This is a genomic window from Stenotrophomonas sp. LM091 (genome assembly GCF_001806305.1).
Lineage (GTDB): Bacteria > Pseudomonadota > Gammaproteobacteria > Xanthomonadales > Xanthomonadaceae > Stenotrophomonas > Stenotrophomonas bentonitica_A.
This window is the reverse complement of the sequence record NZ_CP017483.1, coordinates 1,324,806-1,348,549: the sequence shown is the minus strand read 5'-3', so window position 1 is coordinate 1,348,549 and position 23,744 is coordinate 1,324,806. Positions and strand designations below refer to the sequence as shown.

At 68.1% G+C, this 23,744-nt stretch carries 28 protein-coding genes and 1 other RNA gene; 9 read left to right on the top strand and 20 right to left on the bottom strand.

Annotated features, from left to right (window positions below; all coding sequences use genetic code 11):
- Positions 1 to 17: 17 nt before the first annotated feature.
- Complete coding sequence (locus BIZ42_RS05955; RefSeq protein ID WP_070425848.1) at positions 18 to 689, bottom strand: hypothetical protein; 672 nt, start codon at positions 687 to 689, stop codon at positions 18 to 20.
- Between the two features lie 116 nt (positions 690 to 805).
- Here BIZ42_RS05955 and BIZ42_RS05950 point away from each other — a divergent pair, with 116 nt between their 5' ends.
- Both BIZ42_RS05950 and BIZ42_RS05945 read left to right on the top strand, forming a co-directional pair.
- Positions 806 to 1,624 carry an NAD(P)-dependent oxidoreductase gene (locus BIZ42_RS05950; RefSeq protein WP_070425847.1) on the top strand — a complete coding sequence of 273 codons (819 nt, stop codon included), beginning with the start codon at positions 806 to 808 and terminating at the stop codon, positions 1,622 to 1,624.
- Between the two features lie 90 nt (positions 1,625 to 1,714).
- Entirely contained in the window at positions 1,715 to 2,680 is a 966-nt protein-coding gene (locus tag BIZ42_RS05945; protein WP_070425846.1) for a YiiG family protein, read from the top strand.
- A 40-nt stretch (positions 2,681 to 2,720) separates the two neighbouring features.
- On the opposite strand, the gene BIZ42_RS05940 is transcribed toward BIZ42_RS05945, so the two are convergent.
- Entirely contained in the window at positions 2,721 to 3,593 is an 873-nt protein-coding gene (locus tag BIZ42_RS05940; RefSeq protein ID WP_070425845.1) for an ion transporter, read from the bottom strand.
- A 65-nt stretch (positions 3,594 to 3,658) separates the two neighbouring features.
- Here BIZ42_RS05940 and BIZ42_RS05935 point away from each other — a divergent pair, with 65 nt between their 5' ends.
- On the top strand, positions 3,659 to 4,888 hold the full coding sequence (locus BIZ42_RS05935; protein WP_070425844.1) for an acetylornithine transaminase: 1,230 nt from the start codon (positions 3,659 to 3,661) through the stop codon (positions 4,886 to 4,888).
- 72 nt (positions 4,889 to 4,960) lie between these two features.
- Here the strand turns inward: BIZ42_RS05935 and BIZ42_RS05930 are convergent, their stop codons facing one another.
- A complete protein-coding gene (locus BIZ42_RS05930) occupies positions 4,961 to 5,572 on the bottom strand; it encodes an HAD-IA family hydrolase (RefSeq protein ID WP_070425843.1) in 612 nt (203 codons plus the stop codon).
- 113 nt (positions 5,573 to 5,685) lie between these two features.
- Between BIZ42_RS05930 and azu the strand changes: the two genes are divergently transcribed.
- Positions 5,686 to 6,144 (top strand): azurin, encoded by a 459-nt coding sequence (gene azu / locus BIZ42_RS05925; RefSeq protein ID WP_070425842.1) that lies wholly within the window; start codon positions 5,686 to 5,688, stop codon positions 6,142 to 6,144.
- A 59-nt stretch (positions 6,145 to 6,203) separates the two neighbouring features.
- Here azu and hemL read toward each other — a convergent pair whose 3' ends face one another.
- Both hemL and thiE read right to left on the bottom strand, forming a co-directional pair.
- A complete protein-coding gene (gene hemL / locus BIZ42_RS05920; RefSeq protein WP_070425841.1) occupies positions 6,204 to 7,493 on the bottom strand; it encodes a glutamate-1-semialdehyde 2,1-aminomutase in 1,290 nt (429 codons plus the stop codon).
- Between the two features lie 15 nt (positions 7,494 to 7,508).
- Positions 7,509 to 8,141: a thiamine phosphate synthase gene (gene thiE / locus BIZ42_RS05915; protein WP_070425840.1), complete on the bottom strand. Its 633-nt coding sequence runs from the start codon at positions 8,139 to 8,141 to the stop codon at positions 7,509 to 7,511.
- Between the two features lie 72 nt (positions 8,142 to 8,213).
- On the opposite strand from thiE, the gene BIZ42_RS05910 reads away from it, so the two are divergent.
- A complete protein-coding gene (locus BIZ42_RS05910) occupies positions 8,214 to 8,405 on the top strand; it encodes a rubredoxin (protein ID WP_037553342.1) in 192 nt (63 codons plus the stop codon).
- 30 nt (positions 8,406 to 8,435) lie between these two features.
- On the opposite strand, the gene BIZ42_RS05905 is transcribed toward BIZ42_RS05910, so the two are convergent.
- The 8 genes from BIZ42_RS05905 to BIZ42_RS05870 all read right to left on the bottom strand — a co-directional run bounded on the left by BIZ42_RS05905 (position 8,436) and on the right by BIZ42_RS05870 (position 12,519).
- Positions 8,436 to 9,281 (bottom strand): tetratricopeptide repeat protein, encoded by an 846-nt coding sequence (locus tag BIZ42_RS05905; protein ID WP_019183851.1) that lies wholly within the window; start codon positions 9,279 to 9,281, stop codon positions 8,436 to 8,438.
- Positions 9,282 to 9,343: 62 nt separating this feature from the next.
- Positions 9,344 to 9,796, bottom strand: a complete 453-nt coding sequence (locus BIZ42_RS05900) for a DUF192 domain-containing protein (RefSeq protein WP_070425839.1) — start codon at positions 9,794 to 9,796, stop codon at positions 9,344 to 9,346.
- A 46-nt stretch (positions 9,797 to 9,842) separates the two neighbouring features.
- The gene (gene rpiA, locus BIZ42_RS05895; protein ID WP_070425838.1) at positions 9,843 to 10,490 is read right to left on the bottom strand and encodes a ribose-5-phosphate isomerase RpiA; all 648 of its coding nucleotides are present in this window, start codon (positions 10,488 to 10,490) and stop codon (positions 9,843 to 9,845) included.
- Positions 10,491 to 10,517: 27 nt separating this feature from the next.
- Positions 10,518 to 10,994, bottom strand: a complete 477-nt coding sequence (locus tag BIZ42_RS05890; protein WP_070425837.1) for an EVE domain-containing protein — start codon at positions 10,992 to 10,994, stop codon at positions 10,518 to 10,520.
- A 13-nt stretch (positions 10,995 to 11,007) separates the two neighbouring features.
- Positions 11,008 to 11,607: a 5-formyltetrahydrofolate cyclo-ligase gene (locus BIZ42_RS05885; RefSeq protein ID WP_070425836.1), complete on the bottom strand. Its 600-nt coding sequence runs from the start codon at positions 11,605 to 11,607 to the stop codon at positions 11,008 to 11,010.
- A gap of 79 nt (positions 11,608 to 11,686) precedes the next feature.
- Positions 11,687 to 11,871: non-coding RNA, 6S RNA (ssrS, locus tag BIZ42_RS05880), on the bottom strand.
- Between the two features lie 130 nt (positions 11,872 to 12,001).
- On the bottom strand, positions 12,002 to 12,301 hold the full coding sequence (locus tag BIZ42_RS05875) for a cell division protein ZapA (protein WP_019183856.1): 300 nt from the start codon (positions 12,299 to 12,301) through the stop codon (positions 12,002 to 12,004).
- Complete coding sequence (locus BIZ42_RS05870; RefSeq protein ID WP_019183857.1) at positions 12,298 to 12,519, bottom strand: TIGR02449 family protein; 222 nt, start codon at positions 12,517 to 12,519, stop codon at positions 12,298 to 12,300. The genes BIZ42_RS05875 and BIZ42_RS05870 overlap by 4 nt, the downstream gene beginning before the upstream one ends.
- A 165-nt stretch (positions 12,520 to 12,684) precedes the next feature.
- Here BIZ42_RS05870 and BIZ42_RS05865 point away from each other — a divergent pair, with 165 nt between their 5' ends.
- On the top strand, positions 12,685 to 13,233 hold the full coding sequence (locus BIZ42_RS05865) for a UPF0149 family protein (RefSeq protein WP_019183858.1): 549 nt from the start codon (positions 12,685 to 12,687) through the stop codon (positions 13,231 to 13,233).
- A 7-nt stretch (positions 13,234 to 13,240) separates the two neighbouring features.
- Positions 13,241 to 14,566: an aminopeptidase P N-terminal domain-containing protein gene (locus tag BIZ42_RS05860; RefSeq protein ID WP_070427457.1), complete on the top strand. Its 1,326-nt coding sequence runs from the start codon at positions 13,241 to 13,243 to the stop codon at positions 14,564 to 14,566.
- A gap of 71 nt (positions 14,567 to 14,637) precedes the next feature.
- On the opposite strand, the gene pepQ is transcribed toward BIZ42_RS05860, so the two are convergent.
- From pepQ to rph, 7 genes are all read right to left on the bottom strand, one after another.
- A complete protein-coding gene (gene pepQ, locus BIZ42_RS05855) occupies positions 14,638 to 15,966 on the bottom strand; it encodes a Xaa-Pro dipeptidase (protein ID WP_070425835.1) in 1,329 nt (442 codons plus the stop codon).
- A gap of 82 nt (positions 15,967 to 16,048) precedes the next feature.
- Positions 16,049 to 16,399 carry a PilZ domain-containing protein gene (locus tag BIZ42_RS05850; RefSeq protein ID WP_019183861.1) on the bottom strand — a complete coding sequence of 117 codons (351 nt, stop codon included), beginning with the start codon at positions 16,397 to 16,399 and terminating at the stop codon, positions 16,049 to 16,051.
- Positions 16,396 to 18,834, bottom strand: a complete 2,439-nt coding sequence (locus BIZ42_RS05845) for a DUF1631 domain-containing protein (protein WP_070425834.1) — start codon at positions 18,832 to 18,834, stop codon at positions 16,396 to 16,398. The genes BIZ42_RS05850 and BIZ42_RS05845 overlap by 4 nt, the downstream gene beginning before the upstream one ends.
- A 234-nt stretch (positions 18,835 to 19,068) precedes the next feature.
- Positions 19,069 to 20,286 carry a radical SAM family heme chaperone HemW gene (gene hemW, locus BIZ42_RS05840; protein WP_237393562.1) on the bottom strand — a complete coding sequence of 406 codons (1,218 nt, stop codon included), beginning with the start codon at positions 20,284 to 20,286 and terminating at the stop codon, positions 19,069 to 19,071.
- The gene (gene rdgB / locus BIZ42_RS05835) at positions 20,286 to 20,879 is read right to left on the bottom strand and encodes an RdgB/HAM1 family non-canonical purine NTP pyrophosphatase (protein WP_019183864.1); all 594 of its coding nucleotides are present in this window, start codon (positions 20,877 to 20,879) and stop codon (positions 20,286 to 20,288) included. Before rdgB ends, hemW begins: the two co-directional genes overlap by 1 nt.
- Complete coding sequence (locus tag BIZ42_RS05830; RefSeq protein ID WP_070425833.1) at positions 20,876 to 21,265, bottom strand: VOC family protein; 390 nt, start codon at positions 21,263 to 21,265, stop codon at positions 20,876 to 20,878. The genes rdgB and BIZ42_RS05830 overlap by 4 nt, the downstream gene beginning before the upstream one ends.
- The gene (rph, locus tag BIZ42_RS05825; RefSeq protein WP_070425832.1) at positions 21,262 to 21,990 is read right to left on the bottom strand and encodes a ribonuclease PH; all 729 of its coding nucleotides are present in this window, start codon (positions 21,988 to 21,990) and stop codon (positions 21,262 to 21,264) included. The genes BIZ42_RS05830 and rph overlap by 4 nt, the downstream gene beginning before the upstream one ends.
- A gap of 120 nt (positions 21,991 to 22,110) precedes the next feature.
- Here rph and BIZ42_RS05820 point away from each other — a divergent pair, with 120 nt between their 5' ends.
- Entirely contained in the window at positions 22,111 to 22,971 is an 861-nt protein-coding gene (locus tag BIZ42_RS05820) for a YicC/YloC family endoribonuclease (protein ID WP_019183867.1), read from the top strand.
- Positions 22,968 to 23,633, top strand: a complete 666-nt coding sequence (gene gmk / locus BIZ42_RS05815) for a guanylate kinase (protein ID WP_046274013.1) — start codon at positions 22,968 to 22,970, stop codon at positions 23,631 to 23,633. Before BIZ42_RS05820 ends, gmk begins: the two co-directional genes overlap by 4 nt.
- The last annotated feature ends 111 nt before the right edge of the window (positions 23,634 to 23,744 follow it).

The following is a 23,744-nucleotide window of genomic DNA, read 5'->3' as shown; positions in this document are numbered from 1 at the left end:
GGGCCGATGCCTGGCGCTCAGCGCAGGTCGAGGATCTGCTTGCCGGTGAAGCGGCGTTGCGCGTCGAACTCGTAGGCGACCCGCAGCATGCCCTCGTCCGCGCAGGCATGGCAGGTGCGCAGCGGCGTGCTGTAGATCAGGCGCAGCCCGCCGTTGGGCAGCGCTTCACTGCCGCTGGCCTCGGCGGGGGCGAACGGTGAGGCGTCCGGGTGCGCATCAAGGAAGGGTTTGACCGTTGCATCGGCGCGCGACATCTCCGGCAGGACATCCGCATCCACATCCACGGTATGCCCGGCACTGTCGACCAGCAGCGTGCCTTCATTGGTATTGGCACGGAACGGGTACTCGATGGTGGCAATGCCCACGCCGTCCTGCTCGCGCCATGCGCTGACGTAGCCGGGATTCCCCTGCGCGCCCAGCTGATGGGCCGCGGCGATCGCCTGCGGGCTGGCCTTGGCCGCCTGCATCGCCTTGGACAGGCAATCATCGGCAACCGGCGCCTGGCCACGGCAGGCGTCCACCTCGCCGTCCCAGATCGCCGCTTCGCTGAAGGGGGAGGTGCCGCCGGCCGTACCGGGAACGGTGGCCGCCGCCTGCACAGGGGCGGTGGACGGGTCGCCGGCGGGCTGGCAGGCAGCCATGGCCAGTACCAGCGCCAGCGCGGTCAGGGGAAGGCGGATCGCCGTCATGTCGCTCATTCCATGCAGAACGTGAACGCCCAGTATCGACGCGGCGCATGAATCCGGTGTGTGCGCCGGGGCGGCATAATGCCGGTTCACTGCAATCGCATCGAAGGAATCCGCGCATGGCCAGTCTGCAAGGCAAGACTCTGTTCATCACCGGCGCCTCGCGCGGCATCGGCCTGGCCATCGCACTGCGTGCTGCACGGGACGGGGCCAACATCGCCATCGCGGCCAAGTCCTCGGTGCCCAACCCCAAGCTGCCCGGCACCATCCACAGCGCAGCGGAGGCGGTCACCGCCGCCGGCGGCCAGGGACTGGCGCTGAAGTGCGACATCCGCGAGGAAGACCAGGTGCGTGCGGCCGTCGCCGCCACCGTGGATACCTTCGGTGGCATCGACATCCTGGTCAACAACGCGAGCGCGATCTGGCTGCGCGGCACGCTGGACACGCCGATGAAACGTTTCGACCTGATGCAACAGGTCAACGCACGCGGCAGCTTCCTGTGCGCGCAGGCCTGCCTGCCGCACCTGCTGCAGGCACCCAATCCACACATTCTCACCCTCGCGCCGCCGCCAAGCCTGGACCCGAAGTGGTGGGCGCCGCATACCGGCTACACGCTGGCGAAGATGGGCATGAGCTTCGTCACGCTTGGCCTGGCCGCGGAGTTCGGCCCACAGGGCGTGGCGGTCAATGCGTTGTGGCCGCGTACCGTGATCGCCACTGACGCGATCAACATGATTCCCGGCGTGGACATCGGCGGCTGCCGCACGCCTGCCATCCTTGCCGATGCCGCACACGCAGTGCTGACCCGCGAGGCGGCCGGCTTCAGTGGGCAGTTCCTGCTCGATGACGAGGTGTTGGCGCAGGCCGGCATTACCGATCTGAGTGGCTATGCCGTCGATCCGTCGCGTCCGTTGATGCCCGATCTGTTCCTGGATTGACGCGTGCGCGGTGCGCGTCGCGTGCGCGATGACAAACGCTGCACAGGCCGGGCTGCTATGGTGCGGGCCCCAAATCGTATGGACACATGCATGTCATTCCGCACACGGACCGCACCGCTCGCCGCCGCCATCGCCTTGATCAGCCTGCTCGGCGCCTGCAGCAAGGGCCCGGGCAGCGTTGCCGATACCCAGGGCGTGGAAAAGGTGAACGCCTACATCGCCTGCTTCAACGCCGTTGAACAGCCGATCCACGAAGGCTTCCAGCAGTACATCGGCTGGATGCAGGATCCGGAGGCTGGCCCGACCGGCAATGAGAAGCAGGTGCGTGGGCCGGGCACGGTGCTCTCGCATCGCGTGGAAGCGTGCAACGCCCCGATGGTCGCCGCGCTGGCGATGACGCCGGCCGAGCCCGAGCTGGATCCGGCGGCGAGCGCTTACCAGAAGACGTTCGTCGACCTGTACGCGCTGATCGAGCAGGCCGACCGTTATTACAGCCGCGAGGACTACCTGCGCGATGACCATGCCGGGATGCGCAGCCAGCATGCCCCGCTGATGAAGGCCTACATGGCCTTCTTCGACGCAGGCACCGCACTGGATGCCGCGCTGGAAAAGCGCGAAGACGAACGACGTGCGGAACAGCTCAAGGAGATTGAAGCTTCCGAAGGCCGCTCGATGGCGTACTACCAGATCAAGATCCTCGGTGATGGCAAGCAGCTCACGCAGCTGCTCAACAGCGAGACGCCCGATCTGGCGGTGGCACGCACCCAGCTCGCGGCGTTCCAGGCGCTGCTGCAGCAGGCGCAGGATGACAAGATCGGCAAGGGCGATGCGATGTGGGGCCACGTGGAGCGCGCCGCCGATGCGCTGGCCCGCGATGCCGGCCGCCGTATCGAGCGCGTCGAGTCAAAGAAGCCGTATACCCGCAGCGAGCAGATGCTGATGGAGAGCGGTGGGCGGATCAGCAACCCGCAGGGCTCGGCCGAAGCCTTGCTGGCCAGCTACAACGACCTGGTCGACATGAGCAACCGCCTGGCGCGGACCAGCGGCGCGCGTTGAGTGATCGCGCGGCGGGCTGCCTGGCGGCCCGCCGCAAGCATCAGACGTTGAAGACCGGTGGCAGTTTTTCGCCGCAATGGCGGCAATGCACGGCGTCCGGTTCGTGGCCTTCCAGTGCGCAATGCGGGCAGCCGCGCGCATCACGGCGCGCGGCATGCTCGGCATCGCGCATGGTATTGGCCAGTTCGGCGGTGTAGATGCCGGTCGGCACGGCGATGATGCTGTAGCCGATCAGGATCAGCACCGAGGTGACGAAGCGGCCGAGCACGGTCTGCGGCACGATGTCGCCGAAGCCCACCGTGGCCATGGTCACCACCGCCCAGTACATGCTGCTGGGGATGCTGGTGAACCCGTGGTTGGGGCCTTCGATCACGTACATCATCGTGCCGGCGATGATGGTGATGGTGATCACCGTGAACAGGAACAGCAGCACCTTGCGGCGGCTGCGCCACAGCGATTCCATCAGCACGCCGCTTTCTTCGATGTAGCGGGTCAGCTTGAGGATCCGGAACACCCGCAGGATGCGCAGCGCGCGCACCACCAGCAGGCTCTGCGCGCCGGGGATGAACAGCGACAGGTAGGTGGGCAGGATCGAGGCCAGATCGATGATGCCCCAGATGCTGAATGCGTAGCGCAGTGGGCGTTTGACCACCACCAGCCGCAGCAGGTACTCGGCGGTGAATACGATCGTGAAGCCCCATTCCAGCACGTACAGCCAGTCGGCGTAGGCCGCATGGAAGCGCTGCACGCTGTCGAACATGACCACCACCACGCTGGCGATGATCGCGTAGACCAGCAGCAGGTCGAAATTGCGCGAGGGCCGGGTGTCGTGGCGGTAGATGATGTCGAACCACTGGCGGCGCCAGCCGGTCTCGGTGGCGGGGTTGAGCTGAGGGGCGGTGAACGGTCGCATGGGCCGCATTGTGCCCCACCGGCCCAAAGCGCGAGAATGGGATCTTTCCTGAGCCCCTTACTGCCATGACCGCCGCTGCCACCGATCCGCTGTTGTCCCTGTCGCATTACTACCTGCCGGTCTACAAACCGCGCCAGGTGGTGCTCGAGCGCGGCCAGGGCGCGCGCGTCTGGGACAACCAGGGCCGCGAGTTCATCGATCTGGCCGCCGGCATCGCCGTGTGCGGCCTGGGCCACAACGATCCGGACCTGAAGGCGGCGCTGATCGAGCAAGCCGGCAAGCTCTGGCACACCAGCAACGTGTTCTACAGCGAGCCGCCGCTGCGCCTGGCCGAGGAGCTGGTCACCGCCTCGCGCTTCGCCGAGCGCGTGTTCCTGTGCAACTCCGGCGCCGAAGCCAATGAGGTGGCGATCAAGCTGGTCCGCAAGTGGGCCTCTTCGCTGGGCCGCCCGGCGCACCAGCGCGTGATCGTGACCTTCCGCGGCAGCTTCCACGGCCGCACGCTGGCCGCGGTCACCGCCACCGCCCAGCCGAAGTACCAGGAAGGCTACGAGCCTCTGCCCGGTGGCTTCCGCTATGTCGACTTCAACGACGAGGTCCAGCTGGAAACCGCGATGGCCGCCGGCGATGTGGCCGCGGTGATGCTCGAGCCGATCCAGGGCGAGGGTGGCGTGATGCCGGCCAAGCCGGGCTTCCTGCAGCGCCTGCGCGAGCTGTGCGACCAGCACAACGCGCTGGTGGTGCTCGATGAGATCCAGGCGGGCATGGGCCGTACCGGCACGTTGTTCGCGCATTGGCAGGACAACATCAAGCCGGACATCGTCACCCTGGCCAAGGCGCTGGGCGGCGGCTTCCCGATCGGCGCGATGCTGGCCGGCCCGAAGGTGGCCGAGGTGATGCAGTTCGGTGCCCACGGCACCACCTTCGGCGGCAACCCGCTGGCCGCGGCCGTCGCGCGCGTGGCGCTGCGCAAGCTGTCCTCGCCGGAGATCGCACACAACGTCAGCCGTCAGTCGCAGGCGCTGCGCGATGGGCTGGGCAGGATCAACGACGAGTTCAAGGTGTTCAGCCAGGTCCGCGGCCGCGGCCTGATGCTGGGCGCGGTGCTGGACAAGGATTTTGCCGGCCAGGCCGGTCCCATCCTCGACCACGCCGCCGAGCACGGCCTGCTAACCCTGCAGGCCGGCCCGGACGTGCTGCGTTTCGTGCCGTCGCTGAACATCACCGATGAAGAAATCGCCGAAGGCCTCAAGCGCCTGCGCGCGGCGGTGCAATCCTTCATCGCCTCGCGATAACCAACAGCGGTAGAGCCGACCGTTGGTCGGCTGCTGTTGTTCTGGGCGAACCCAGCCGACCAACGGTCGGCTCTACGCCAGGGCGTACCGCTTCAACACCTTGCCGATGCTGCGACTGTCGGTGGCGGTTTCCGCCCGCAATCCTGCCTGACGCGCACCGCGCACGTTGGTGAACAGGTCATCGACGAACAACGTGCGCCCGGCGCGTGCGCCCAACAGCGCCATCGCCTGCACGAATACGGCCGGGTCCGGTTTGCGAGCGCCCAGCGCGCCGCTGCACAGGATGCGCCCGCGCAGCGCTGCGGCCAGGGTGGGCAGGATGCGCGGGATGGTGTCCACCATCAGCGCGCCGTTGTTGGTCAGGATCGCGATCGGCATGCGGCGTGCAACCTGTTCGATGCGTTCGATGACCCCGGCCTGTGGCATGGACGCGGCGATGCGGGCGTCCTGCCACTGCGTGATGCTCACCGTGCTGCCCAACGCCGCGCCCAACTGTTGCAGGTACAGCGTGCTGTCCAGGCCGGCGTCATGCTGCTGCTCCAGGCCGCTGTCGAACAGGGCGGCGTGCACCTGTGCGACGCTGCAGCCGGTGCTGGCGGCCAGGTGACGCACGCGCAAATGCCGCGCATGGCGCACCAGCACGCCATCGAAATCCAGCAGCAGCCCCTCCACGGCATCGGTCATCGCGCACTCTTGTCCGGGTCCAACGCTGACCGTACCGCAGTCGGGGCGCTCGCTGCGACATCGCGTCGCAGGCCGGGCGTGGGCACGGACTCTAGAATCGCGTGGACTGTTCGATGGAGATCGCCGTGAAACTGCTTGCCCCCGTGTTGCTTGCCGGCCTGATGCTGGCCCCGGCCGCCCATGCGCGCGTCTGCGCGATCGCCATCGACAGCACCGACCAGATGAGCTTCAGCCAGAAGGAGATCAAGGTTGCGGCGGACTGCACCCAGGTGAAGCTGACCCTGCGCCACACCGGCAAGCTTGCCGCGACCGCGATGGGCCACAACTGGGTGCTGACCCGCACCGCGGATTACCAGCCGGTGGCGATGGCCGGCATGCGCACGACCCTGGCCGACAGCTACCTGCCCAAGGGCGATGCGCGTGTGCTGGCGCATACCCCGGTGATCGGGGGCGGGCAGACCACCAGCGTCACCTTCTCGACCGCGAAGCTGGCCAAGGGCGGCGACTACACGTTCTTCTGCTCGTTCCCGGGGCACTTCGCGATGATGAAAGGCCGTTTTCTGTTCGGCTGAGCGCCGATGCCGGCCGGTGGACGGCGTGACGACCAACGGTCGTCACCTGCCGCCTCCCATCAGCCTTTGACGAGCTTGAAGGCTTCGCGCGCGGCCTCGATGGTCGCATCGATGATGCTGTCGTCGTGGGCGCTGGACAGGAAGCCGGCCTCGTAGGCCGAGGGGGCCAGGAACACACCGCGCTCCAGCATCGCGTGGAAGAAGGTGTTGAACGCGGTGATGTCGCACGCCGTCGCCTGGGAGTAGGTTTCCACCTTCTGGTCGGTGAAGAACAGGCCGAACATGGCGCCGACCTGGGTGGTCGTCACCGCCACGCCGGCCTCGGCCGCCGCGGCTTCCAGCCCGGCGCAGAGGCGCGCAGCGGCGGCACTCAGGCGATCATGGAAGCCCGGTTCCTGCACCAGTTCCAGCATCGCCAGGCCCGCGGCCATCGCCACCGGATTGCCGCTGAGCGTGCCCGCCTGGTAGATCGGGCCAGCCGGGGAAATCTGCGACATCAGCTCGCGGCGGCCGCCATAGGCCCCCACCGGCATGCCGCCGCCGATGATCTTGCCGAAGGTGGTCAGGTCCGGGGTGACGCCGTAGTGCGCCTGCGCGCCGCCGAGGGCCACGCGGAAGCCGGTCATCACTTCATCGAAGATCAGCACCGTGCCGTACTGCGTGCACAGCGCGCGCAGGTGCTGCAGGTAGCCCTCGCGCGGCGGGATGCAGTTGGCGTTGCCGACCACCGGCTCGATGATCAGGCCGGCGATGTGCTCGCCCTGTTCGGCGAACAGCGCGGTGGCGGCCTCGAAATCGTTGTAGGGCAGGGTCAGGGTGAGTTCGCTCAGGCCAGCCGGGACACCCGGCGAGGTCGGCACGCCCAGGGTCAGCATGCCGCTGCCGGCCTTGACCAGGAACGAATCGCCGTGGCCGTGATAGCAGCCTTCGAACTTGACGATGCGGGTGCGGCCGGTGGCGCCGCGCGCCAGCCGGATCGCCGACAGCGTGGCCTCGGTACCGGAGTTGACCATGCGCACCATCTCGCAGGACGGCACCAGCCGGGTCAGCGTTTCGGCCATGGTCACTTCCGCTTCGCACGGCGCACCGAAGGACAGGCCGTTGCCGATCGCCTGCTTGACCGCCTGGCGCACCGCGGTGTGGTTGTGGCCGACGATCATCGGGCCCCAGGAGCCGACGTAATCGATGTAGCGGTTGCCGTCCACGTCGTACAGGTACGCGCCATCGGCACGCTGCACGAAGAACGGCTCGCCGCCGACCGACTTGAACGCGCGCACGGGCGAGTTGACGCCGCCCGGCAGCAGTTTCTGGGCGCGGGTGAACAGGGCGTGGGACTGGTCGTGGTTCATGGGGTGTCCTGGGTCTTACGGAAACTGGGCGAGGAAGGCGCGCTGGGTGGCAACCGGGTCGGGGGCGGCGAAAATGCCGCTGACCACGGCCACCAGGTCGGCGCCGGCCGCGATGATGGGACCCACATTGTCCGGGCTGAGCCCGCCGATCGCCACCCGCGGCACGCCCAGTGCGGCGCTTTGCCGCAGCAGGTCCGGCGTGGCACGGCTGGCGGTGACCTTGGTGGTGGTGGGGAAGAACGCGCCGAAGGCCACATAACTGGCCCCTTCGGCCACGGCACGTGCGGCATTGGCCAGCTGGTCGTAGCAGGACGCGCCGATGATGGCGTCGGGGCCCAGCAGGGCGCGCGCCGCGCCGATGTCGCCGTCGGTGCCGCCCAGGTGCACGCCAGCGGCGCCCACGGCATGGGCCAGCGCCGGGTCGTCATTGATGATCAATGGCACGCCGTGCGGCGCGCACAGCGCCTGCAGCGCGGTCGCCTGCTGCAGGCGCAGGGCGGCATCGGCGGTCTTGTTGCGGTACTGCAGCCAGGTGGCGCCGGCCGCCAACAGCGGCGCGGTGCGCGCCAGCAATCGTGCGGTATCGGGTTCGTCGGGGGTGATGAGGTAGACGCCGCGGGGCGGCGTGGGGGCTGAAGCGTGATTCATCAATGGCTACCGGTAGCGCAACGGGAGTGGGACAATGAGCGCTGTCAGCTCTTGTCCTGCCGTGATTATCCGATGACCGACGCTACCGCCACCACCTTCCGCACCTGGATGTGCGTTGTCTGCGGCTTCCTGTACCGGGAAGAAGACGGGTTGCCGGAAGAGGGCATCGCCCCGGGCACGCGCTGGGAAGACATTCCCGATACCTGGACGTGCCCGGACTGTGGCGTGACCAAGGACGATTTCGAGATGGTCGAAGTCGACTGAGGCCGGGCCGGCGCCGTGTCATGGCGCCTTTCAATGCAGGCGCGGCACCGCGCCACCCAGGCTGACCAGCTTCTCGCGCACGTACTGGGCGTCGCTGGCCTTGGCATTGCGCTTGAGGTACAGCCCCAGGTCGTTGCGCGCGCCCGCCTCGTAGTCCAGCTGCAGGTAGGCCATGCCGCGGTCGCGCAGGGCATCGTCCTGTTCCGGAGCGAGCTTGAGCAGGCGGTCGGCACTGCGCGCGGCACGGTCCCATTCACCGCGTTCCACATAGACGCCATGCAGGTTGCGCAGCATCCGCATCAGGATCGCGCGCGCCGGGGCCGGGTCCAGAATCTGTGCCAGCACATCGTCGTCGGGCACTTCACCGCCCAGGTGCGAGCGGGCGCGTTCGCGCAGTTCTTCCACGCCGAGCGGGCGGCCGCCGTTGAACGGGTCCATCACCAGCACGCCGTCGTTGAGCGGCAGGCGCACCAGGAAATGGCCGGGGAAGGAGACCCCGTCCAGCGGGATGCCGAGCCGGCGCGAGACTTCCATCTGCACCAGCGCCAGTGAAATCGGGTTGCCCAGGCGGCGCTCGAAGACCTGGTTCAGATAGCTGTTGCGCGGGTCGTAGTATTCGCCATGGTCGCCGCTGTAGCCGAGCTCGTCGAACAGATGGCGGTTGACCGCGGCGATCTTCAGCGGCCACATGTCGATCGTGGCGATCTCGGTGCGCAGGTGGTCGGCGTGGCTCTGCAGGACCGCGTCGTAGACGGCAGGGTCCAGGTCCGGGTATTCGTCCCGGGCGATCAGCAGCGCGGTCGGCAACAAAGGCAGCGCCTCGTCATCCAGCTCGGCCAGCGATTCCCACGTCGGCAATGTGATCTGCCCCTGCATGGGACAAGACTGGCGACAAACGCGCCGCGATTCAAGGGCGCGGCGCGTTTATCGGGTCCCTTTTATTTACCGTCGGCGATGCCGGGGCCGAACTTCAGTTCGGTACCGTCCTTGAGCTTCATCTTTTCGGCCTGCCCGGCATTGAGTTCCAGCACGTAACGGGCCGGCTCGCTGCTGGGGTAGGGCGGGCAACGGTCACCGGCCGAGCACGGTGGCACGTCACGCTGCTGGCTGACCAGGCGGCGCTGTGCATCGAAGTACAGGATGTCCAGGGCGATCTTGGTGTTCTTCATCCAGTACGCCTGCAGCTCTTCGCGTTCATGGATGAACAGCATGCCGTGGTCCTCCGGCATCTGGTCGCGGAACATCAGCCCGCGGGCGCGGGTGTCGTCATTGGTGGCCAGTTCGACGTGGTAGCGGTTGCCGTCCAACTCCACCCAGTGACGGGCGTTGGTGCTGGCACAGCCGGCCAGGGTGAGCAGCAGAAGCAGGGGCAGCAGGCGCGACAGGGACATGGGATTGCCTCGTTGGGGCAGCCGGCGCGGGCGCCGGCCACGGGGGTCAGATCACGACCGGCGGCTCGCCGCCGATGATCACCACATCGGCCGGGCGGCGCGCGAACAGGCCAACGCTGACCACGCCGGGCAGCTGGTTGAGCTCGCGCTCCAGCTTGACCGGATCGGTGATCTCCAGGTGGTGGATGTCCAGGATCACGTTGCCGTTGTCGGTGACCACGCCCTCACGCCAGGCCGGCTGGCCGCCGGTCATGTCCATGATGCGGCGGGCGACCAGGCTGCGTGCCATCGGGATCACTTCCACCGGCAGCGGGAACCTGCCCAGCACCTTGACCTGCTTGCTCGGGTCGATGATGCACACGAAGCGCTCGCTGGCCTCGGCGATGATCTTCTCACGCGTCAGCGCGGCGCCGCCGCCCTTGATCAGGTTCTTGTTGCCATCGCATTCGTCGGCACCGTCCACATACAGCGAGAGGTTGCCGGTGTGGTTGAGCTCGAGCACCTCGATGCCGTGCTGCTTCAGGCGCGCGGTGCTCTGGTCCGAGCTGGAGACAGCGCCCTTGATGCGGTGCTGGATCCTGGCCAGGGCGTCGATGAAGTAGGCAACGGTGGAGCCGGTACCGACGCCGACGATCATGCCGTCTTCGACGTATTCGATGGCTTTTTCAGCGGCGAGGCGTTTGGCTTCGGACATGGCGGGCAACTCTTGGAGGAAAGGGAATCAGTGCTTTTCCAGCGACAGCAGCAGCTTCCACTGCGCGGCGGTCACCGGGAGGATGGAGAGGCGGTTGCCGCGCGCGGTCAGCGGGAACCCTTCGCCCAGCGCATCGGCGTGCAGCTTGATCTCGTCCAGCGAAATGGTGTCGCGCAGCTTGCGCTCGAACGCCACGTCCACCAGCATCCAGCGCGGTTCTTCGCGGGTCGCCTTGGGGTCGTAGTAATCGGACCTGGGGTCGAACTGGGTGTCGTCCGGGTAGGCCTCGCTGGCTACCGTGGCCAGCCCGACAATGCCCGGCACCTTGGTGTTGGAGTGGTAGAACATCACCCCGTCGCCGACCTTCATGCCATCGCGCATGAAATTGCGCGCCTGGTAGTTGCGGACGCCGTTCCAGGGCTCGCGGCCCACGCGCTGCAGATCATCGATGGAAAAGGCGTCCGGTTCGGACTTCATCAGCCAGTAGCGCTTGCGTGCGGTCATGCGGAGTCTTTGATTACGGTCGGTGCCGACCGTTGGTCGGTACGCAGACAAGGGTGGAGACGTCGGTGCAGATCGCATCCACCGCGACGTCCCACGGTTGTACCGGCAGGTCATCGACCTGCTGGACCGAGAAGCCGACCCCGACCAGCCACGGCGGCGCCGGGCGCTGGTGGCGGAATGCGAAGCTGCGATCATACCAGCCGCCTCCCATCCCCAGCCGGCGGCCCTGCGCGTCGAAACCGACCAGCGGCGCGACGACCAGCGCCATCTGTTCCGGCGCGAGGGTGTCGTCCAGCGAAAGGTCGGGTTCGGGAATGCCGAAGCGGTTGGCGGTCAGCGCCTGCCCCGGGCGCCATGGCGCGAAGCGCAGCGTCTGCTCGTGCAGCACCGGCAGGCAGTAGGTCAGGCCGGCGGGCAACTGCATCTGCCAGCGGTGCAGTGCGATCTCGCCATCCATCGCCCAGTACCCGGCAACATGCCCCTGGGCAGGCGCGAACGGCAGGGCGAGCAGGGCATCGGCCAACTGCTCGGCGGCGGCCAGGCGCACGGCGGCGGGGAGATCGCGGCGGCGTTGGCGCAGCTGCTGGCGCAGTGCGGAGCGCGGGTCGGTCATGCCTGGGTCCGGAGCGTGCGGGGGAAGCGGATAAAACAAGAGCGACGTCCCAGGGGAACGCCGCTCTTGCTGGAATATTGCATTCTCCGCCGTGACGATGCATGCGAAACGACCTTGAACCCGGGGTTCAAGTGGGTACGCTGGGGTTCCATCGGGCTTCCCGCTACAAGGCGGACTTGCACTCCCGGCGCCGTCGCGCACCCGTGGTCGTAATTAAGGGACAAGGCGAATGTTTGCACACGCCGTCGTTCACAGCAGAGAACGCGACGAGGATTATAGCCTTCCTGGGCAATTCGACCAGTCCGTTCGTCGGTCGAATTGCACATCAATTCAGATCGATGAAGACCACGCGATGCAGGTGTGCAATCGAATGGCGTGGAACCACGCCCGTGGATCACCCGGCGCTGTCGAACGCCCGATCCAGGCGGCGGTTGAGATCGCTCAGCGTCTGCTGCAGCGCGATCGCCTGGCGGGCGTGCTCATCGCGCAGCTGCTGCAGCTCGTGGGCCAGGTTCAGCGCGGCCAGCACCGCGACGCGGTCCACCGCGGCCATCCTGTTGCTGCCCCGGATCTCGCGCATCTTGGCGTCCAGCAGCCGGGCGGCGGCGGTCAGGCTCTCCCGTTCCTCCGCGCCCACGCCCACCGTGTATTCACGGTCCAGGATGCGGACACTGACCGGTTCGGTCTGGCTCATGTGTGCTGCTCCAGGGATTTGAGGCGGGTGATCATCGCTTCGACCCGGGAGCGGGCCTGCTCGTTCTTGGCCAGCAGCTGGGAGCGCTCGGCCACCAGTTGTTCCTGCTGATGGCGCAGGCTGCGGTTCTCGTCGGCCAGGCGCTGGTTGCGCTCAAGCAACGCCTCCACGCGGGCAGCGAAGGCCTGCAACTGGGCGATGGCGTCGGCGGGTTCCATGACCGGCACGATAGGCAAGGGCGGACGGGGCGGTCAAGCGAATAATGACGGGGCCTGGGGGCGGTCGCCCCCAGGGTGCCGGGGCCGGCCGCGGGGACGGCCATCGCAACCCGGCGGACACGGGTGGATTGGTACACTGTGGCGCTCACAAACCGTAGCCCCAAGATGACCGAACTCCCGAGTGTCGACGACGTAAACCAGGCCAGCCAGGCCCTGGGCCTGGGCGCCAGCGCCGCTGAACTGCACGGTGGCCTGTGCGGCTGGCTGTCTGCCGGCGGTGCGCCGGTGCGTGAATGGCCCGCCCGCGTGCTGGCCGATGACAACCTGCCGACCCCGGCCGAGGGCGATGCCTTGGCACGCCTGCTCGATGCCAGCGTGGCGCAGCTGGAAGACCGCGATTTCGCGTTCGAACTGCTGCTCAGCGATGCCAGCGATACCGCCACCCAGGCCGATGCCCTGTTCACCTGGGCGCGTGCGTTCCTGGGCGGGTTCGGGCTGGGCTCCGGGCAGAACCGCCCGGCGTTGTCCGAAGAGGGTGACGAGGCGCTGACCGATCTGGCCAAACTGGCGCAGGCCTCCAGCGAAGACTTCGAAAGCGGCAACGACGATGACGAAGACGCGCTGGCCGAGATCGAGGAGTTCATCCGCGTGGCGGTGTTGCTCCTGCACGGCGACTGCGTCATGGCGGCGCGCCATCGGCAGCGCCTGAACTGAGATGGATATCCGGCAGCTGACCGGCATCTCCGCCGCCGAATACACGCGTCGCCGCCAGCAGTTGATGGAGATGGCCGGCGACGACGCGATCCTGGTGCTGCCGGCCGCCGCCGAGCGGGTGCGCAGCCTGGATACGCATTACCCGTTCCGGCAGGACTCCGATTTCTGGTACCTGAGCGGCTTCCCGGAACCGGAGGCCGTGCTGGTGCTGATCCCGGGCCGTCGCCATGGCGAGGTGATCCTGTTCTGCCGCGAGCGCGACGCCGACCGTGAAGCCTGGGATGGCGCGCGCGCCGGCCAGGAAGGGGCGGTCTCGCACTACGGCATGGACGATGCGTACCCGATCGACGATCTGGACGACATCCTGCCCGGCCTGCTGGAAGGGCGCTCGCGGGTGTACTACCACTTCGGCCGCGATGCCGAGTTCGATCTCAAGCTGATCGGCTGGGTCAACCGCGTGCGTTCGCAGGTGCGGCATGGCGCGCAGCCGCCGCATGAATTCCTGGAACTGGGCCACCTGCTGCACGAACAGCGGCTGTTCAAATCCACGGCGGAAATCGCCGTGATGCAGCGCGCTGCCGATATCAGCGTGCAGGCGCATCGCGCCGCGATGCACGCGGCGCGGCCGGGCATCCACGAGTACGAGCTGCAGGCCGACCTGGAGCGGGTGTTCCGCGCCAATGATGCGTGTGCGGCGTACAGCAGCATCGTCGGTGCCGGTGCCAACGGCTGCATCCTGCATTACCGCGACAACAACGCGCGCGCGCAGGACGGCGAGCTGGTCCTGATCGATGCCGGTGCCGAGTACCGCGGGTACGCCAGCGACATCACCCGTACCTTCCCGGTCAACGGCCGTTTCAGTGCCGAGCAGCGCGCGCTGCATGACCTGGTCGGCGCCGCGCAGGCCGCGGCACTGGCGCAGGCGCGCCCGGGCAATGCCTATGAGGCCGGTCATCTGGCTGCGGTGGAAACCCTGACCGAGGGGCTGCTGCGGCTGGGCCTGCTCAAGGGCACGCTGGAAGAAAACATCGCCGAAGCGCATTACCAGCGTTTCTATCGGCACAAGACCGGGCACTGGCTCGGCCTGGACGTGCACGACGTCGGCGATTACCGGTTGGCGGGGGATTCGCGGATGTTGGAGCCGGGCATGGTGTTCACCATCGAGCCGGGCCTGTATGTCTCACCGGACGACCGCAGCGTGGAAGCGCGCTGGCGCGGTATCGGCATTCGTACCGAAGATGATGTGCTGATCACCGAGGACGGCCATCAGGTGCTCACCGCTGCGTTGGCGCGCAGTGCCGATGAGATGGAAGACGAGATGGCCAAGCGCTGATCCGCTTCAGGGGCCGGCACTACCGCGATGTCGCGCAGGTGCCGACCGTGGGTCGGCACCTGCATGTCGGATCAGCTGGCGGCCGCGAACACCGGGCGGGTCAGGTTGTCGGCATCGGCTTCGGTGCACAGCACTTCGTCCTCGATGCGCACGCCGCCGTACGGGCGGAAGAAGTCCACGCGGTCCCAGTTGACGCTGGCCCCGTGGCCGGCCTGCTTCACTTCGTCCAGCAGCATGTCGATGAAGTACACGCCTGGTTCGATGGTGACCACCATGCCCGGCTCCAGCGCGCGGGTCATGCGCAGGTACGGGTGACCCTGCGGGCGCTCGATGCGGCCACCGCGGTCGCTGGCCGCGAAACCCGCCACGTCGTGCACCTGCAGGCCGATCAGATGGCCCAGGCCGTGCGGGAAGAAGGCCGCGCTCACGCCGGTGGCCAACGCTGCTTCCGGCGAGACGTTGAGCACCCCGAAGTCCTTGAGGATGCCCATCAGCGACAGGTGCGCATCGATGTGCAGCTGCTTGTAATCCACCCCGGCGCGTACGCCCGCGCCCATCGTCTGCTGGGCCGCGTCCACCGCGTCGATGAGGGCCTGGAATTCGTCGTGGCCGCTGGCCGCATAGGTGCGGGTGATGTCACTGGCGTACCCGTAGGCACTGGCGCCGGCGTCGATCAGGAAGCTGCGCAGCGGGGTCGGCGCGCTGCGGCCCAGGTCGGTGTAGTGCAGCACTGCGGCATGCTCGTTGAGGCCGATGATGTTGCCGTACGGCAGCTCATTGGCATCCTGGCCGACCGCCCGGCAGTAGGCCATGTGGATCTCGAATTCGCTGGCGCCGGCGCGGAAGGCCGCCTCGGCGGCACGATGACCGCGCACGCCCAACCGCTGCGCTTCGCGCATCAAGGCGATTTCATAGGGGGTCTTGTAGCCGCGCTGCCAGTCCAGGTAATCGATGACCGGCGCCGGGTTGTTCGGCACGAACGCGCCCAGCGCGCTCTGCGGCTCGCCGAGAATCGCGCAGCGGGCCGCGTCCTTGGGCAGCAGTGCCAGCGCATCGTCGGGTTTGCGGATGATCTCGATATCGACATGCTCGACCCACCAGCCGTTCGGCGCATCCGGCACTACGTGCCAGTAGTCGAACGGCTGGTAGAAGATCACTTTCGGGCGCTGGCCCGGGGTGTACACCAGCCAGCTGTTGGGCAGCTTGGTCAGCGGCAGCCACGCCTTGAAGTTCGGATTCACCGCGTACGGGTAGTCGCGATCATCGAAGGCCTGGTAATGCTGGGTGCCGCTGGGAATCACCAGATGATCGAAGCCGCCACGCGCGAGCGCTTCGTCGGCGCGCTGGCGCATGACGCTGGCGTGGTGGGAATACAGGGCGCCGAGGTCTGGCTGGTTCATGGCATGAAGCTCGCTGGCAGTGCGGAATGCAGCCTTGGATTCTGCCGCAATCCGCCCGCGGGCGCTGTGCCGGAACCGGCGCTCAGACTGCCGAAGTTTCCTCGGCGATCCAGTGGCGCAGCTGTTCGCGTGCGTCGCGTGCCAGGGTCAGGAAGCGGAAACCCACCCAGGCCTGGCCCGGCGCATGGGTCTGCTCGCTCCACAGCAGGTGCACGCCCACGTCGATCCGCAGTGGCTCTCCCTGCGGGCCGGGAATGGCGAAGTGCAGCTGGTACAGCGCGTCCTCGTGCATCGGCACCGAGGCCAGCATCAACATCCCGGTTTCGGAGACATTGCCGAGCCGGCCGATCACGGTCTCGGCCATCAGGTCGGTGACGGGCACCAGCTCGGTCACCTGGCGGCGCGGTGCGCGGCGGGTATCGGGCGTGGTCATCCAGCGTTCTCCACGGGGCTGCCGGCCAGCGAGCGCAACGTGCGCAGGGTGGCCTGCCAGGCGCGGTCGATCAGCCGGCCCTTGTCTTCGGTGACGATCCGCACCTGGCCGTGTGCCATCAGCCGGGCCAGTGCGTCCAGCGAATGCTCGCCAACCTTCTGCCCGCGCTGATTGACGAACAGGGCGTTGTCGGTGATCAGGCTGTACCACGAGAGCCGCTGGCGGCGGACGTCGCCCTGCTGGTTGGTGGTGAACTCGAACCAGGTACCGAACGGCAGTGTGCGCAACTGGCGGTAACAATCGTCTTCTGCGGTGCTGCGCGCGAGCGGGGCGACCTTGCGCGGGTCGCCGGCGTCGGCCTGTTCGCCCAGCCGGGTGCGCGCGCGCAGGCGCGCGGTGAGTTCGGTGCGCGAGCTGCTGTCGTCCTCGCCGCCCGGCGTGGACAGGCGACGCGCGATCGCGGCTGCTTCATCCTGGTGATAGCCGACCTGCAGCAGGGCGGCCTCGACCTCGTTGCCCAGCGCGTCATCGCGCGCGCCTGCGCCCGGGGCCAGGCAGGTGACCTCGGCGATCCGGGTGGTTTCCTGCTGGCGCTGTTGCCACTGCGGCGAGGTTTCGCCGTTGCGCAGCAGGGTCAAGGTCAGCACATCCGACCACGCCTGCTTGAGCAGCGCCTGCACGAAGCGCGGGGGCGCGGCCTGCGTGCACAGCTGCTCGATGCTGGCGCTGGCCTGCTGTTTGGCCGCCTCCAGTCGCTCCTTGCCGCGGGCGGCTTCGACATGACGACGCTCGGCCAGTTCGGCCTTGTGGGCCAGCGCGCGAAAGTGTTGCTGGATCTCTTCGTTGGCGGTGTCGAACACCGCCACATCGCCGTCATAGTCGTTCACCACCTGATCGACCGCGTGGCCGAGCTTCTGCACCAGCAGCGGGTCCACATCCTCCTCGCCCAGCCAGTTGGCACCGGCCTCGGCCACGGCGTTGAGCAGTTCCCGCGCCGGGTGCTGGTCGCGCACGAAGAAGGCCGGATCGGTCAGGGCCGCGCGGGCGACCGGTACCTGCAGGCGGGTCAGCAGGTCGGCGGCCACGGCCTCGGGCCGCACCTCGCGCTGGATCTGCCCGTACAGCATGTCGAGCAGGTCGAAGGTGTCGCTGTCCTTGACGGTCAGGGCCGCGTGCGCGCCATGGTCGGCGCGGACCTGGGCGAGCAGGGCGTTGTGCAGGTCGGCCATGCTGCGGCGGCCGCCGCCGGGGGGAATGGCCTGGCTCTGCAGGCGCGCCAGCGTGGCATGCACCGCTTCGGCGGGAACCGCCAATGCCGGGGGGGCGTCCGGGGCGAGAAACGCGTTGTCGGCGGCGGGCGTGGGCGCGCCGGTCGTCGCGGCGACAGCCTGAGCGGCCATGGCATCGCCGCCCGGCACGGTGCCTGCGGCGTGCGCCTGGCGGGCGGCACCGAGCATCTGGTGCAGGGCTGACATAGCCGGTGCGCCGAGATCGGTCGCCGCAGGCGGGGCACTGGTGGCTGGCGCCGATGCAGACGCGGCGGCTGCTGGACCTGGCGCTGCTGCGTCGCCGTTGGACATGCCATGGGCCGGCCCCGCGGCCGGCGGCGCCATTGCCGCCTGGGTCATCGCCGCCCAGCCCGCGCTGGGGGCGCTGCCGTTCCAGGCGGTCAAGGGCCGCGCGGCAGCGGCGCCGCCGCGCGCGCCAGGCAGGCCGCGCTCGGGCCCGGTGATGATCCGGCGGGTGGTGGCCGAGCGCGCCAGGTACGGGGTGTAGACCAGCCCGGGCAGCACGCCTTCGTGCGCGAGCAGGATGTTGGCGCGCTCCAGCAGTTCGCCCAGCCGCTCCAGCAGTTGGCGGTCGAACACGCGGTACAGCGCCAGCTGTGTTTCCAGCCCGAGCGCGAACTGCTCGCCCAGCTCGCGCACGATCCGGCACAAGGCCTGCGGGCCGAACGGCAGGTCATCGACATCGAAGGCCGGGCCGGCGGCAAGCACGCCGAAGCGCTGGCCCAACAGCTGCAGGGCGGTGGCCGAGCGCTGGGCCTCGCGGCGGATGATGTCCACCAGCACGATGTCGCGGTCCACGTCGGTGTCGTTGACCAGGGTCAGCGCGGTCGCCGACACGGACACCTCGGTTGGCACGATGCGCTGGGTATGGCGCGGCCCGCGCAGGGTGGCCAGGCGGTCACCGAGGGCGTCCAGGAAGCGCGGGCCGAACTGCGCGTTGACCTCGTGCAGCTGGCGGGCCTGGGCGAAGATGTCGGCCTGGATCTGGCTGTTGCGCGCGCGCTCGGCGTCGCGGAACAGCTCGCGCTCCAGTTCCACGATGGTCAGTCTGAGCGGTGTGGTGAGGGTCTGTACCGCCAGCGCGTGCAACGCGGCCAGCAGGCGGCGCACGCGCGGTGGTGCGGCCACGTCCGTAAAGCGCGTCATGTCGGGCTGGGACGACGAAAGTGCGGGCGCAGACATCCAATGTGCTTCCAGCTCCCCTGAGAACACGGAATCTAACGGTTTCGCCGGATGCCTGCCATAACGGCCCGTCGGGAGGTCTGGCGCCGGCCAACGGCCGGCACTACCGGGGCGTGTGGGGAGCCGGCCAGCAGCCGGCATTACAGGGGGATGTGGGGAGCCGGCCAGCGGCCGGCACTGCAGGGGGGTGTCGTGCCTTCAGGGCAGGAACAGCTCGACGACATCGTTGGTGAAGCGCCGGCCCAGTTCGGTCGGGGTGGCGCGATCGCCGCTGACGGTCATCCAGCCGTTGGCCACGGCCACGCCCAGCGGCGCGGCGATCTGCGCGCGGTCCAGGCCGGTGCGCGATTCGAAATCCTTCAGCCCGAAACCCTCGTGCAGGCGCAGCAGGTTGAGCATGTACTCGAACGGCAGGCGTTCGGCGCTGATCACATCGTCGCCACCGATCGAGGCCAGGGTGCCGGCAGTGTCCATGAAGGCCTGCGGATGCTTGTGCTTCCATCGGCGCAGCACGTGCTGTTCGGCACCGCTGCTGATCTTGCCGTGCGCACCGGCGCCGATGCCCAGGTAATCGCCGAAGCGCCAGTAGTTGAGGTTGTGCTGGCTCTGCCGGCCCGGCTTGGCGTAGGCGCTGACTTCGTACTGCGCGTAGCCGGCCTCGGCCAGCAGGCGCTGGCAGTGCTCCTGGATGTCCCACGCTGAATCTTCGTCGGGAATCCCCTGCGGCGGCCGCGCGAAGAACACGGTGTTCGGCTCCAGCGTGAGCTGGTAATGCGACAGGTGCGTGGGCTGCAGCGCGAAGGCGCGCTCCAGATCATGCTCGGCCTGGGCCAGCGTCTGCTGCGGCAGCGCGTACATCAGGTCGATGTTGAAGTTGTCGTAGCCGGCGTCCTGCGCCAGTTTCACTGCGCGCTCGGCCTCGCCACTGTCGTGGATGCGGCCCAGGCGCTTGAGCGCCTCGTCGTTGAACGTCTGGATCCCGAAGCTGATCCGGTTCACCCCGGCGGCGCGGTAACGATCGAAACGGCCATGCTCGGCGGTGCCCGGGTTGGTCTCCAGGGTCACTTCCAGGTTCGGCGCGAAGCGCAGCCGGGCCGAGGCGGCCTGCAGGAAGCGGTCGATCGCTTCGGGCGGGAACAGGCTCGGCGTCCCGCCACCGAAGAACACGCTGCTCACCACCCGTCCCCAGACCAGCGGCAGATCCTGGTCCAGGTCGCGGATCAGTGCGTCGATGTAGGCATCGAACGGAAGTTCGCCCTTGGCCGCGTGCGAGTTGAAATCGCAGTACGGGCATTTGCGCACGCACCACGGCAGATGCACGTACAGCGCCAGCGGCGGCGTCACCAGCGGCGGGGCGTGATCGTGATCGCCGGCGCAGGCTTCGCCGGGCAGGTGGGAGCAGTGGTCGTGTGACATCAGAGCAGGGCGGGCAGTTTCTGCTTGAGCAGCTGCAGGGCCTTGGCGCGGTGGCTCATCGCGTTCTTCAGGTCCGGCGCCATTTCGGCCGCGGTCTGGGCCAGCACCGGGTCCAGGAACAGCGGGTTGTAGCCGAAGCCGTGGCTGCCACGCAGTTCGTCGAGGATCACGCCTTCCCAGCTGCCTTCGCAGATCAGCGGCTGCGGATCATCGGCATGGCGCAGCAGCACGATCACGGCGTAGAAGCGGGCCGTGCGGCGTTCGGCCGGCACCTCGCGCATCGCCTCGAGCAGTTTGGCGTTGTTGGCCGCATCGTTGGTCGGGCTGCCGGCATAGCGCGCGCTGTACAGGCCGGGCGCGCCGTCGAGCGCGTCCACGATCAGGCCGGAGTCGTCGGCCAGCGCCGGCAGGCCGGTGCTCTGGCAGGCGTGGCGTGCCTTGATCAGCGCGTTCTCGACGAACGTCAGGCCGGTTTCCGGCACGTCGCTGACGCCCAGTTCACCCTGCGCCACGATCTCCAGCGGCAGGCCGCCGAGCATGGCCTGCAGTTCCTTCAGTTTGCCGGCGTTGCCGCTGGCCAGTACCAGTTTCATTGCTTGGGCTCCAGCAGGTCCCACGTGTTGCCGTACAGATCGCGGAACACCGCGACCGTCGCGTAGACCTCTTCGCGTGGGGTTTCGAGGAAGACCACGCCACGCGCGGTCATTGCCGCGTGATCGCGCCAGAAATCATCGGTGTTCAGGAAGAAACCGACCCGGCCGCCGGTCTGGTTGCCGATCCGCGCGCGCTGTTCGTCGTTGCTGGCGCGTGCCAGCAGCAGGGCTGCCGCGTTGCCGTCGGCCGGACCGACCACCACCCAGCGCTTGTCGCCCTGGTCGATGTCATCGATCGGGCTGAAGCCCAGCGCGCCGGTGTACCAGGCGATCGCCTCGTCGTAGTCGGCCACTACCAGGGTGGTCAGGGCGATACGACGGTTCATGCCTTGGCCAGGGCCGCCTGCTGCGCAGCGAACAGATCCTTGATGCCCTTTTCGGCCAGGACCAGCAGCGCATCCAGTTCATCACGGCGGAAGGCGTGGCCTTCGGCGGTGCCCTGCAGTTCGATGAAACCGCCACCGTCGTTCATCACGACGTTCATGTCGGTATCGCAGTCGCTGTCTTCGGCGTAATCCAGATCCAGCACCGGGGTGCCGCGGTACACGCCGACCGACACCGCCGCCACCGCGCCGAAGATCGGGTTGCGCTTGATGTCGCCGCGCTTGATCAGGAAGTTCACCGCATCCACCAGGGCCACGTAGGCACCGGTGATGGCCGCGGTGCGGGTGCCGCCATCGGCCTGCAGCACGTCGCAATCGAGCGTGATGGTGCGCTCGCCGAGCGCGCCGCGGTCGATGCAGGCACGCAGGGTACGGCCGATCAGGCGCTGGATCTCCAGCGTGCGGCCACCCTGCTTGCCGCGGGCGGCTTCGCGGTCGTTACGGGTGTGGGTCGAACGCGGCAGCATGCCGTACTCGGCGGTCACCCAGCCTTCGCCCTTGCCACGCAGGAAGCCCGGCACGCGGTTTTCCACGCTGGCCGTGCACAGCACGCGGGTCTGCCCGAAGCTGACCAGGACCGAGCCCTCGGCGTGACGGGTGAAGGCGCGCTCGATGCGCACTTCGCGCAGCTGGTCGGCCTGGCGGCCGCTGGGACGGGAATCAGTCATGCTCAAGTTCCGGTAAGACGGGGGATGCGGGGCCACGCCCGGGCCGGAGACCGGCGGGCGAGGAGGCTCTAAGGAGACCGCTAGGGTACCATTTGCACTTTGAGAGCACCGGAAACCCGCATGATTCGAAGCATGACCGCCTACGCCAACGGCGAGCGCGCCACCCGCTGGGGGACGCTGGCCTGTGAGCTGCGCTCGGTCAACCACCGGTTCCTGGAGGTCGGCGTGCGCCTGCCTGAAGAACTGCGTGCGTTGGAGCCGCAACTGCGCGAGCGCGTCGCTTCGCGCTGCAGCCGCGGCAAGATCGATCTGGTCATGCGCCTGCGTGCGCCGGACGTCACCGGTGCCCTGGTGGTCAACGATGCGCTGCTGGGCCAGCTCGGTGAGCTGGCCACCCGGTTGTCCTCCGGCTTCCCCAGCCTGCAGGTGAGCTTTACCGAACTGCTGCAGATGCCGGGCGTGATGCAGGGCGAGGCAGTGGATGCCGCCGCGCTGCATGCCGAGGCCCTGGCCCTGCTGGATACCGCCCTGGATGGCTTCGTGGCCGCGCGCGAGCGTGAAGGCGACAAGCTGGCCACCGCGATCCAGGAGCGCGTGGACAGCATCGAGCGCATCGCCGCGGAGGTCACCACGCTGATTCCGCTGATCCGTGAAGGCCAGCGCACCAAGCTGTCGGCCCGCCTGGCCGATCTGCCGCACCCGGTCGATCCCGGCCGTGCCGAGCAGGAGCTGGTGATGTGGCTGCAGAAGCTGGACGTGGATGAGGAACTGGACCGCCTGGGCAGCCACATCGCCGAGATCCGCCGGGTCTTCAAGCAGCGCGAGCCGGTCGGCCGCCGCCTGGATTTCCTGCTGCAGGAATTCAACCGCGAGGCCAACACGCTGGGCTCCAAGTCGGTGGACAGCCGTACCTCCAATGCCGCCGTCGAGCTGAAGGTGCTCATCGACCAGATCCGCGAACAGGTGCAGAACATCGAATGAGCAGCCAGACCCCTCCGGCCGCCGAGCCCGCGCGCGGCACCCTGTACATCGTGGCCGCGCCCTCCGGGGCCGGCAAGAGCAGCATCGTCAACGCCACCCTGGCCCGTGACCCGCAGATCGCGCTGTCGATCTCGTTCACCTCGCGCGCCACCCGCCCGGGTGAGATCAACGGCGAGCACTACCACTTCGTCAGCGCCGCCGAGTTCGAAAAGATGATCGCCGCCGGTGACTTCTTCGAGCATGCCTGGGTACATGGCGACTGGAAGGGCACCGCGCGGCAGTCGGTCGAGCCGCAGCTGGCGGCTGGCCAGGACGTGCTGCTGGAGATCGACTGGCAGGGCGCCCAGCAGGTCCGCCAGCTGGTGCCGGGCACGGTCACCGTGTTCATCCTGCCGCCCTCCAGACAGGCGCTGCAGGACCGGATGCGCAAGCGCGGGCAGGACAGCGAGGCGGTGATCGCCCAGCGCCTGGCCGCCGCGCGTGAAGAGATGCTGCACTTCAACGACTTCGACTACGTGATCGTCAACGAGGTCTTCGAGACCGCGGTGGACGAGCTGTGCGCGATCTTCACGGCCAGCCGCCTGCGCCGGGAGGCCCAGAAGGTCCGCCACGCGGGCCTCATCCAGGCCCTGCTGACCCAGGACCCGGCCACAACTGACTGATTCTCAACGGGGTGCTAGCCGGTTGGCTTGATTTTGTCCAGCCCCGGCCGGTACAATCCGTCCCCTTTCCCTCATTCGATTGAGCAGCCCTCACCGGCTGCCGGGAGCCCG

Excerpts from the sequence above, each read along its gene's own strand:
- BIZ42_RS05845 (WP_070425834.1), bottom strand. The coding sequence starts at position 18,834 with ATGACGCGCTTTACGGACGTGGCCGCACCACCGCGCGTGCGCCGCCTG.
- BIZ42_RS05950 (WP_070425847.1), top strand. The coding sequence starts at position 806 with ATGGCCAGTCTGCAAGGCAAGACTCTGTTCATCACCGGCGCCTCGCGC.
- BIZ42_RS05830 (WP_070425833.1), bottom strand. The coding sequence starts at position 21,265 with ATGAACCGTCGTATCGCCCTGACCACCCTGGTAGTGGCCGACTACGAC.
- BIZ42_RS05930 (WP_070425843.1), bottom strand. The coding sequence starts at position 5,572 with ATGACCGATGCCGTGGAGGGGCTGCTGCTGGATTTCGATGGCGTGCTG.
- rdgB (WP_019183864.1), bottom strand. The coding sequence starts at position 20,879 with ATGAAACTGGTACTGGCCAGCGGCAACGCCGGCAAACTGAAGGAACTG.
- BIZ42_RS05870 (WP_019183857.1), bottom strand. The coding sequence starts at position 12,519 with ATGGAACCCGCCGACGCCATCGCCCAGTTGCAGGCCTTCGCTGCCCGC.
- BIZ42_RS05820 (WP_019183867.1), top strand. The coding sequence starts at position 22,111 with ATGATTCGAAGCATGACCGCCTACGCCAACGGCGAGCGCGCCACCCGC.
- BIZ42_RS05955 (WP_070425848.1), bottom strand. The coding sequence starts at position 689 with ATGACGGCGATCCGCCTTCCCCTGACCGCGCTGGCGCTGGTACTGGCC.
- BIZ42_RS05935 (WP_070425844.1), top strand. The coding sequence starts at position 3,659 with ATGACCGCCGCTGCCACCGATCCGCTGTTGTCCCTGTCGCATTACTAC.
- BIZ42_RS05890 (WP_070425837.1), bottom strand. The coding sequence starts at position 10,994 with ATGACCGCACGCAAGCGCTACTGGCTGATGAAGTCCGAACCGGACGCC.
- rph (WP_070425832.1), bottom strand. The coding sequence starts at position 21,990 with ATGACTGATTCCCGTCCCAGCGGCCGCCAGGCCGACCAGCTGCGCGAA.
- BIZ42_RS05850 (WP_019183861.1), bottom strand. The coding sequence starts at position 16,399 with ATGACCACGCCCGATACCCGCCGCGCACCGCGCCGCCAGGTGACCGAG.
- BIZ42_RS05905 (WP_019183851.1), bottom strand. The coding sequence starts at position 9,281 with ATGCAGGGGCAGATCACATTGCCGACGTGGGAATCGCTGGCCGAGCTG.
- BIZ42_RS05885 (WP_070425836.1), bottom strand. The coding sequence starts at position 11,607 with ATGACCGACCCGCGCTCCGCACTGCGCCAGCAGCTGCGCCAACGCCGC.
- azu (WP_070425842.1), top strand. The coding sequence starts at position 5,686 with ATGGAGATCGCCGTGAAACTGCTTGCCCCCGTGTTGCTTGCCGGCCTG.
- BIZ42_RS05945 (WP_070425846.1), top strand. The coding sequence starts at position 1,715 with ATGTCATTCCGCACACGGACCGCACCGCTCGCCGCCGCCATCGCCTTG.
- pepQ (WP_070425835.1), bottom strand. The coding sequence starts at position 15,966 with ATGAACCAGCCAGACCTCGGCGCCCTGTATTCCCACCACGCCAGCGTC.
- BIZ42_RS05875 (WP_019183856.1), bottom strand. The coding sequence starts at position 12,301 with ATGAGCCAGACCGAACCGGTCAGTGTCCGCATCCTGGACCGTGAATAC.
- hemW (WP_237393562.1), bottom strand. The coding sequence starts at position 20,286 with ATGTCACACGACCACTGCTCCCACCTGCCCGGCGAAGCCTGCGCCGGC.
- rpiA (WP_070425838.1), bottom strand. The coding sequence starts at position 10,490 with ATGTCCGAAGCCAAACGCCTCGCCGCTGAAAAAGCCATCGAATACGTC.
- BIZ42_RS05865 (WP_019183858.1), top strand. The coding sequence starts at position 12,685 with ATGACCGAACTCCCGAGTGTCGACGACGTAAACCAGGCCAGCCAGGCC.
- BIZ42_RS05910 (WP_037553342.1), top strand. The coding sequence starts at position 8,214 with ATGACCGACGCTACCGCCACCACCTTCCGCACCTGGATGTGCGTTGTC.
- hemL (WP_070425841.1), bottom strand. The coding sequence starts at position 7,493 with ATGAACCACGACCAGTCCCACGCCCTGTTCACCCGCGCCCAGAAACTG.
- BIZ42_RS05900 (WP_070425839.1), bottom strand. The coding sequence starts at position 9,796 with ATGTCCCTGTCGCGCCTGCTGCCCCTGCTTCTGCTGCTCACCCTGGCC.
- gmk (WP_046274013.1), top strand. The coding sequence starts at position 22,968 with ATGAGCAGCCAGACCCCTCCGGCCGCCGAGCCCGCGCGCGGCACCCTG.
- BIZ42_RS05940 (WP_070425845.1), bottom strand. The coding sequence starts at position 3,593 with ATGCGACCGTTCACCGCCCCTCAGCTCAACCCCGCCACCGAGACCGGC.
- thiE (WP_070425840.1), bottom strand. The coding sequence starts at position 8,141 with ATGAATCACGCTTCAGCCCCCACGCCGCCCCGCGGCGTCTACCTCATC.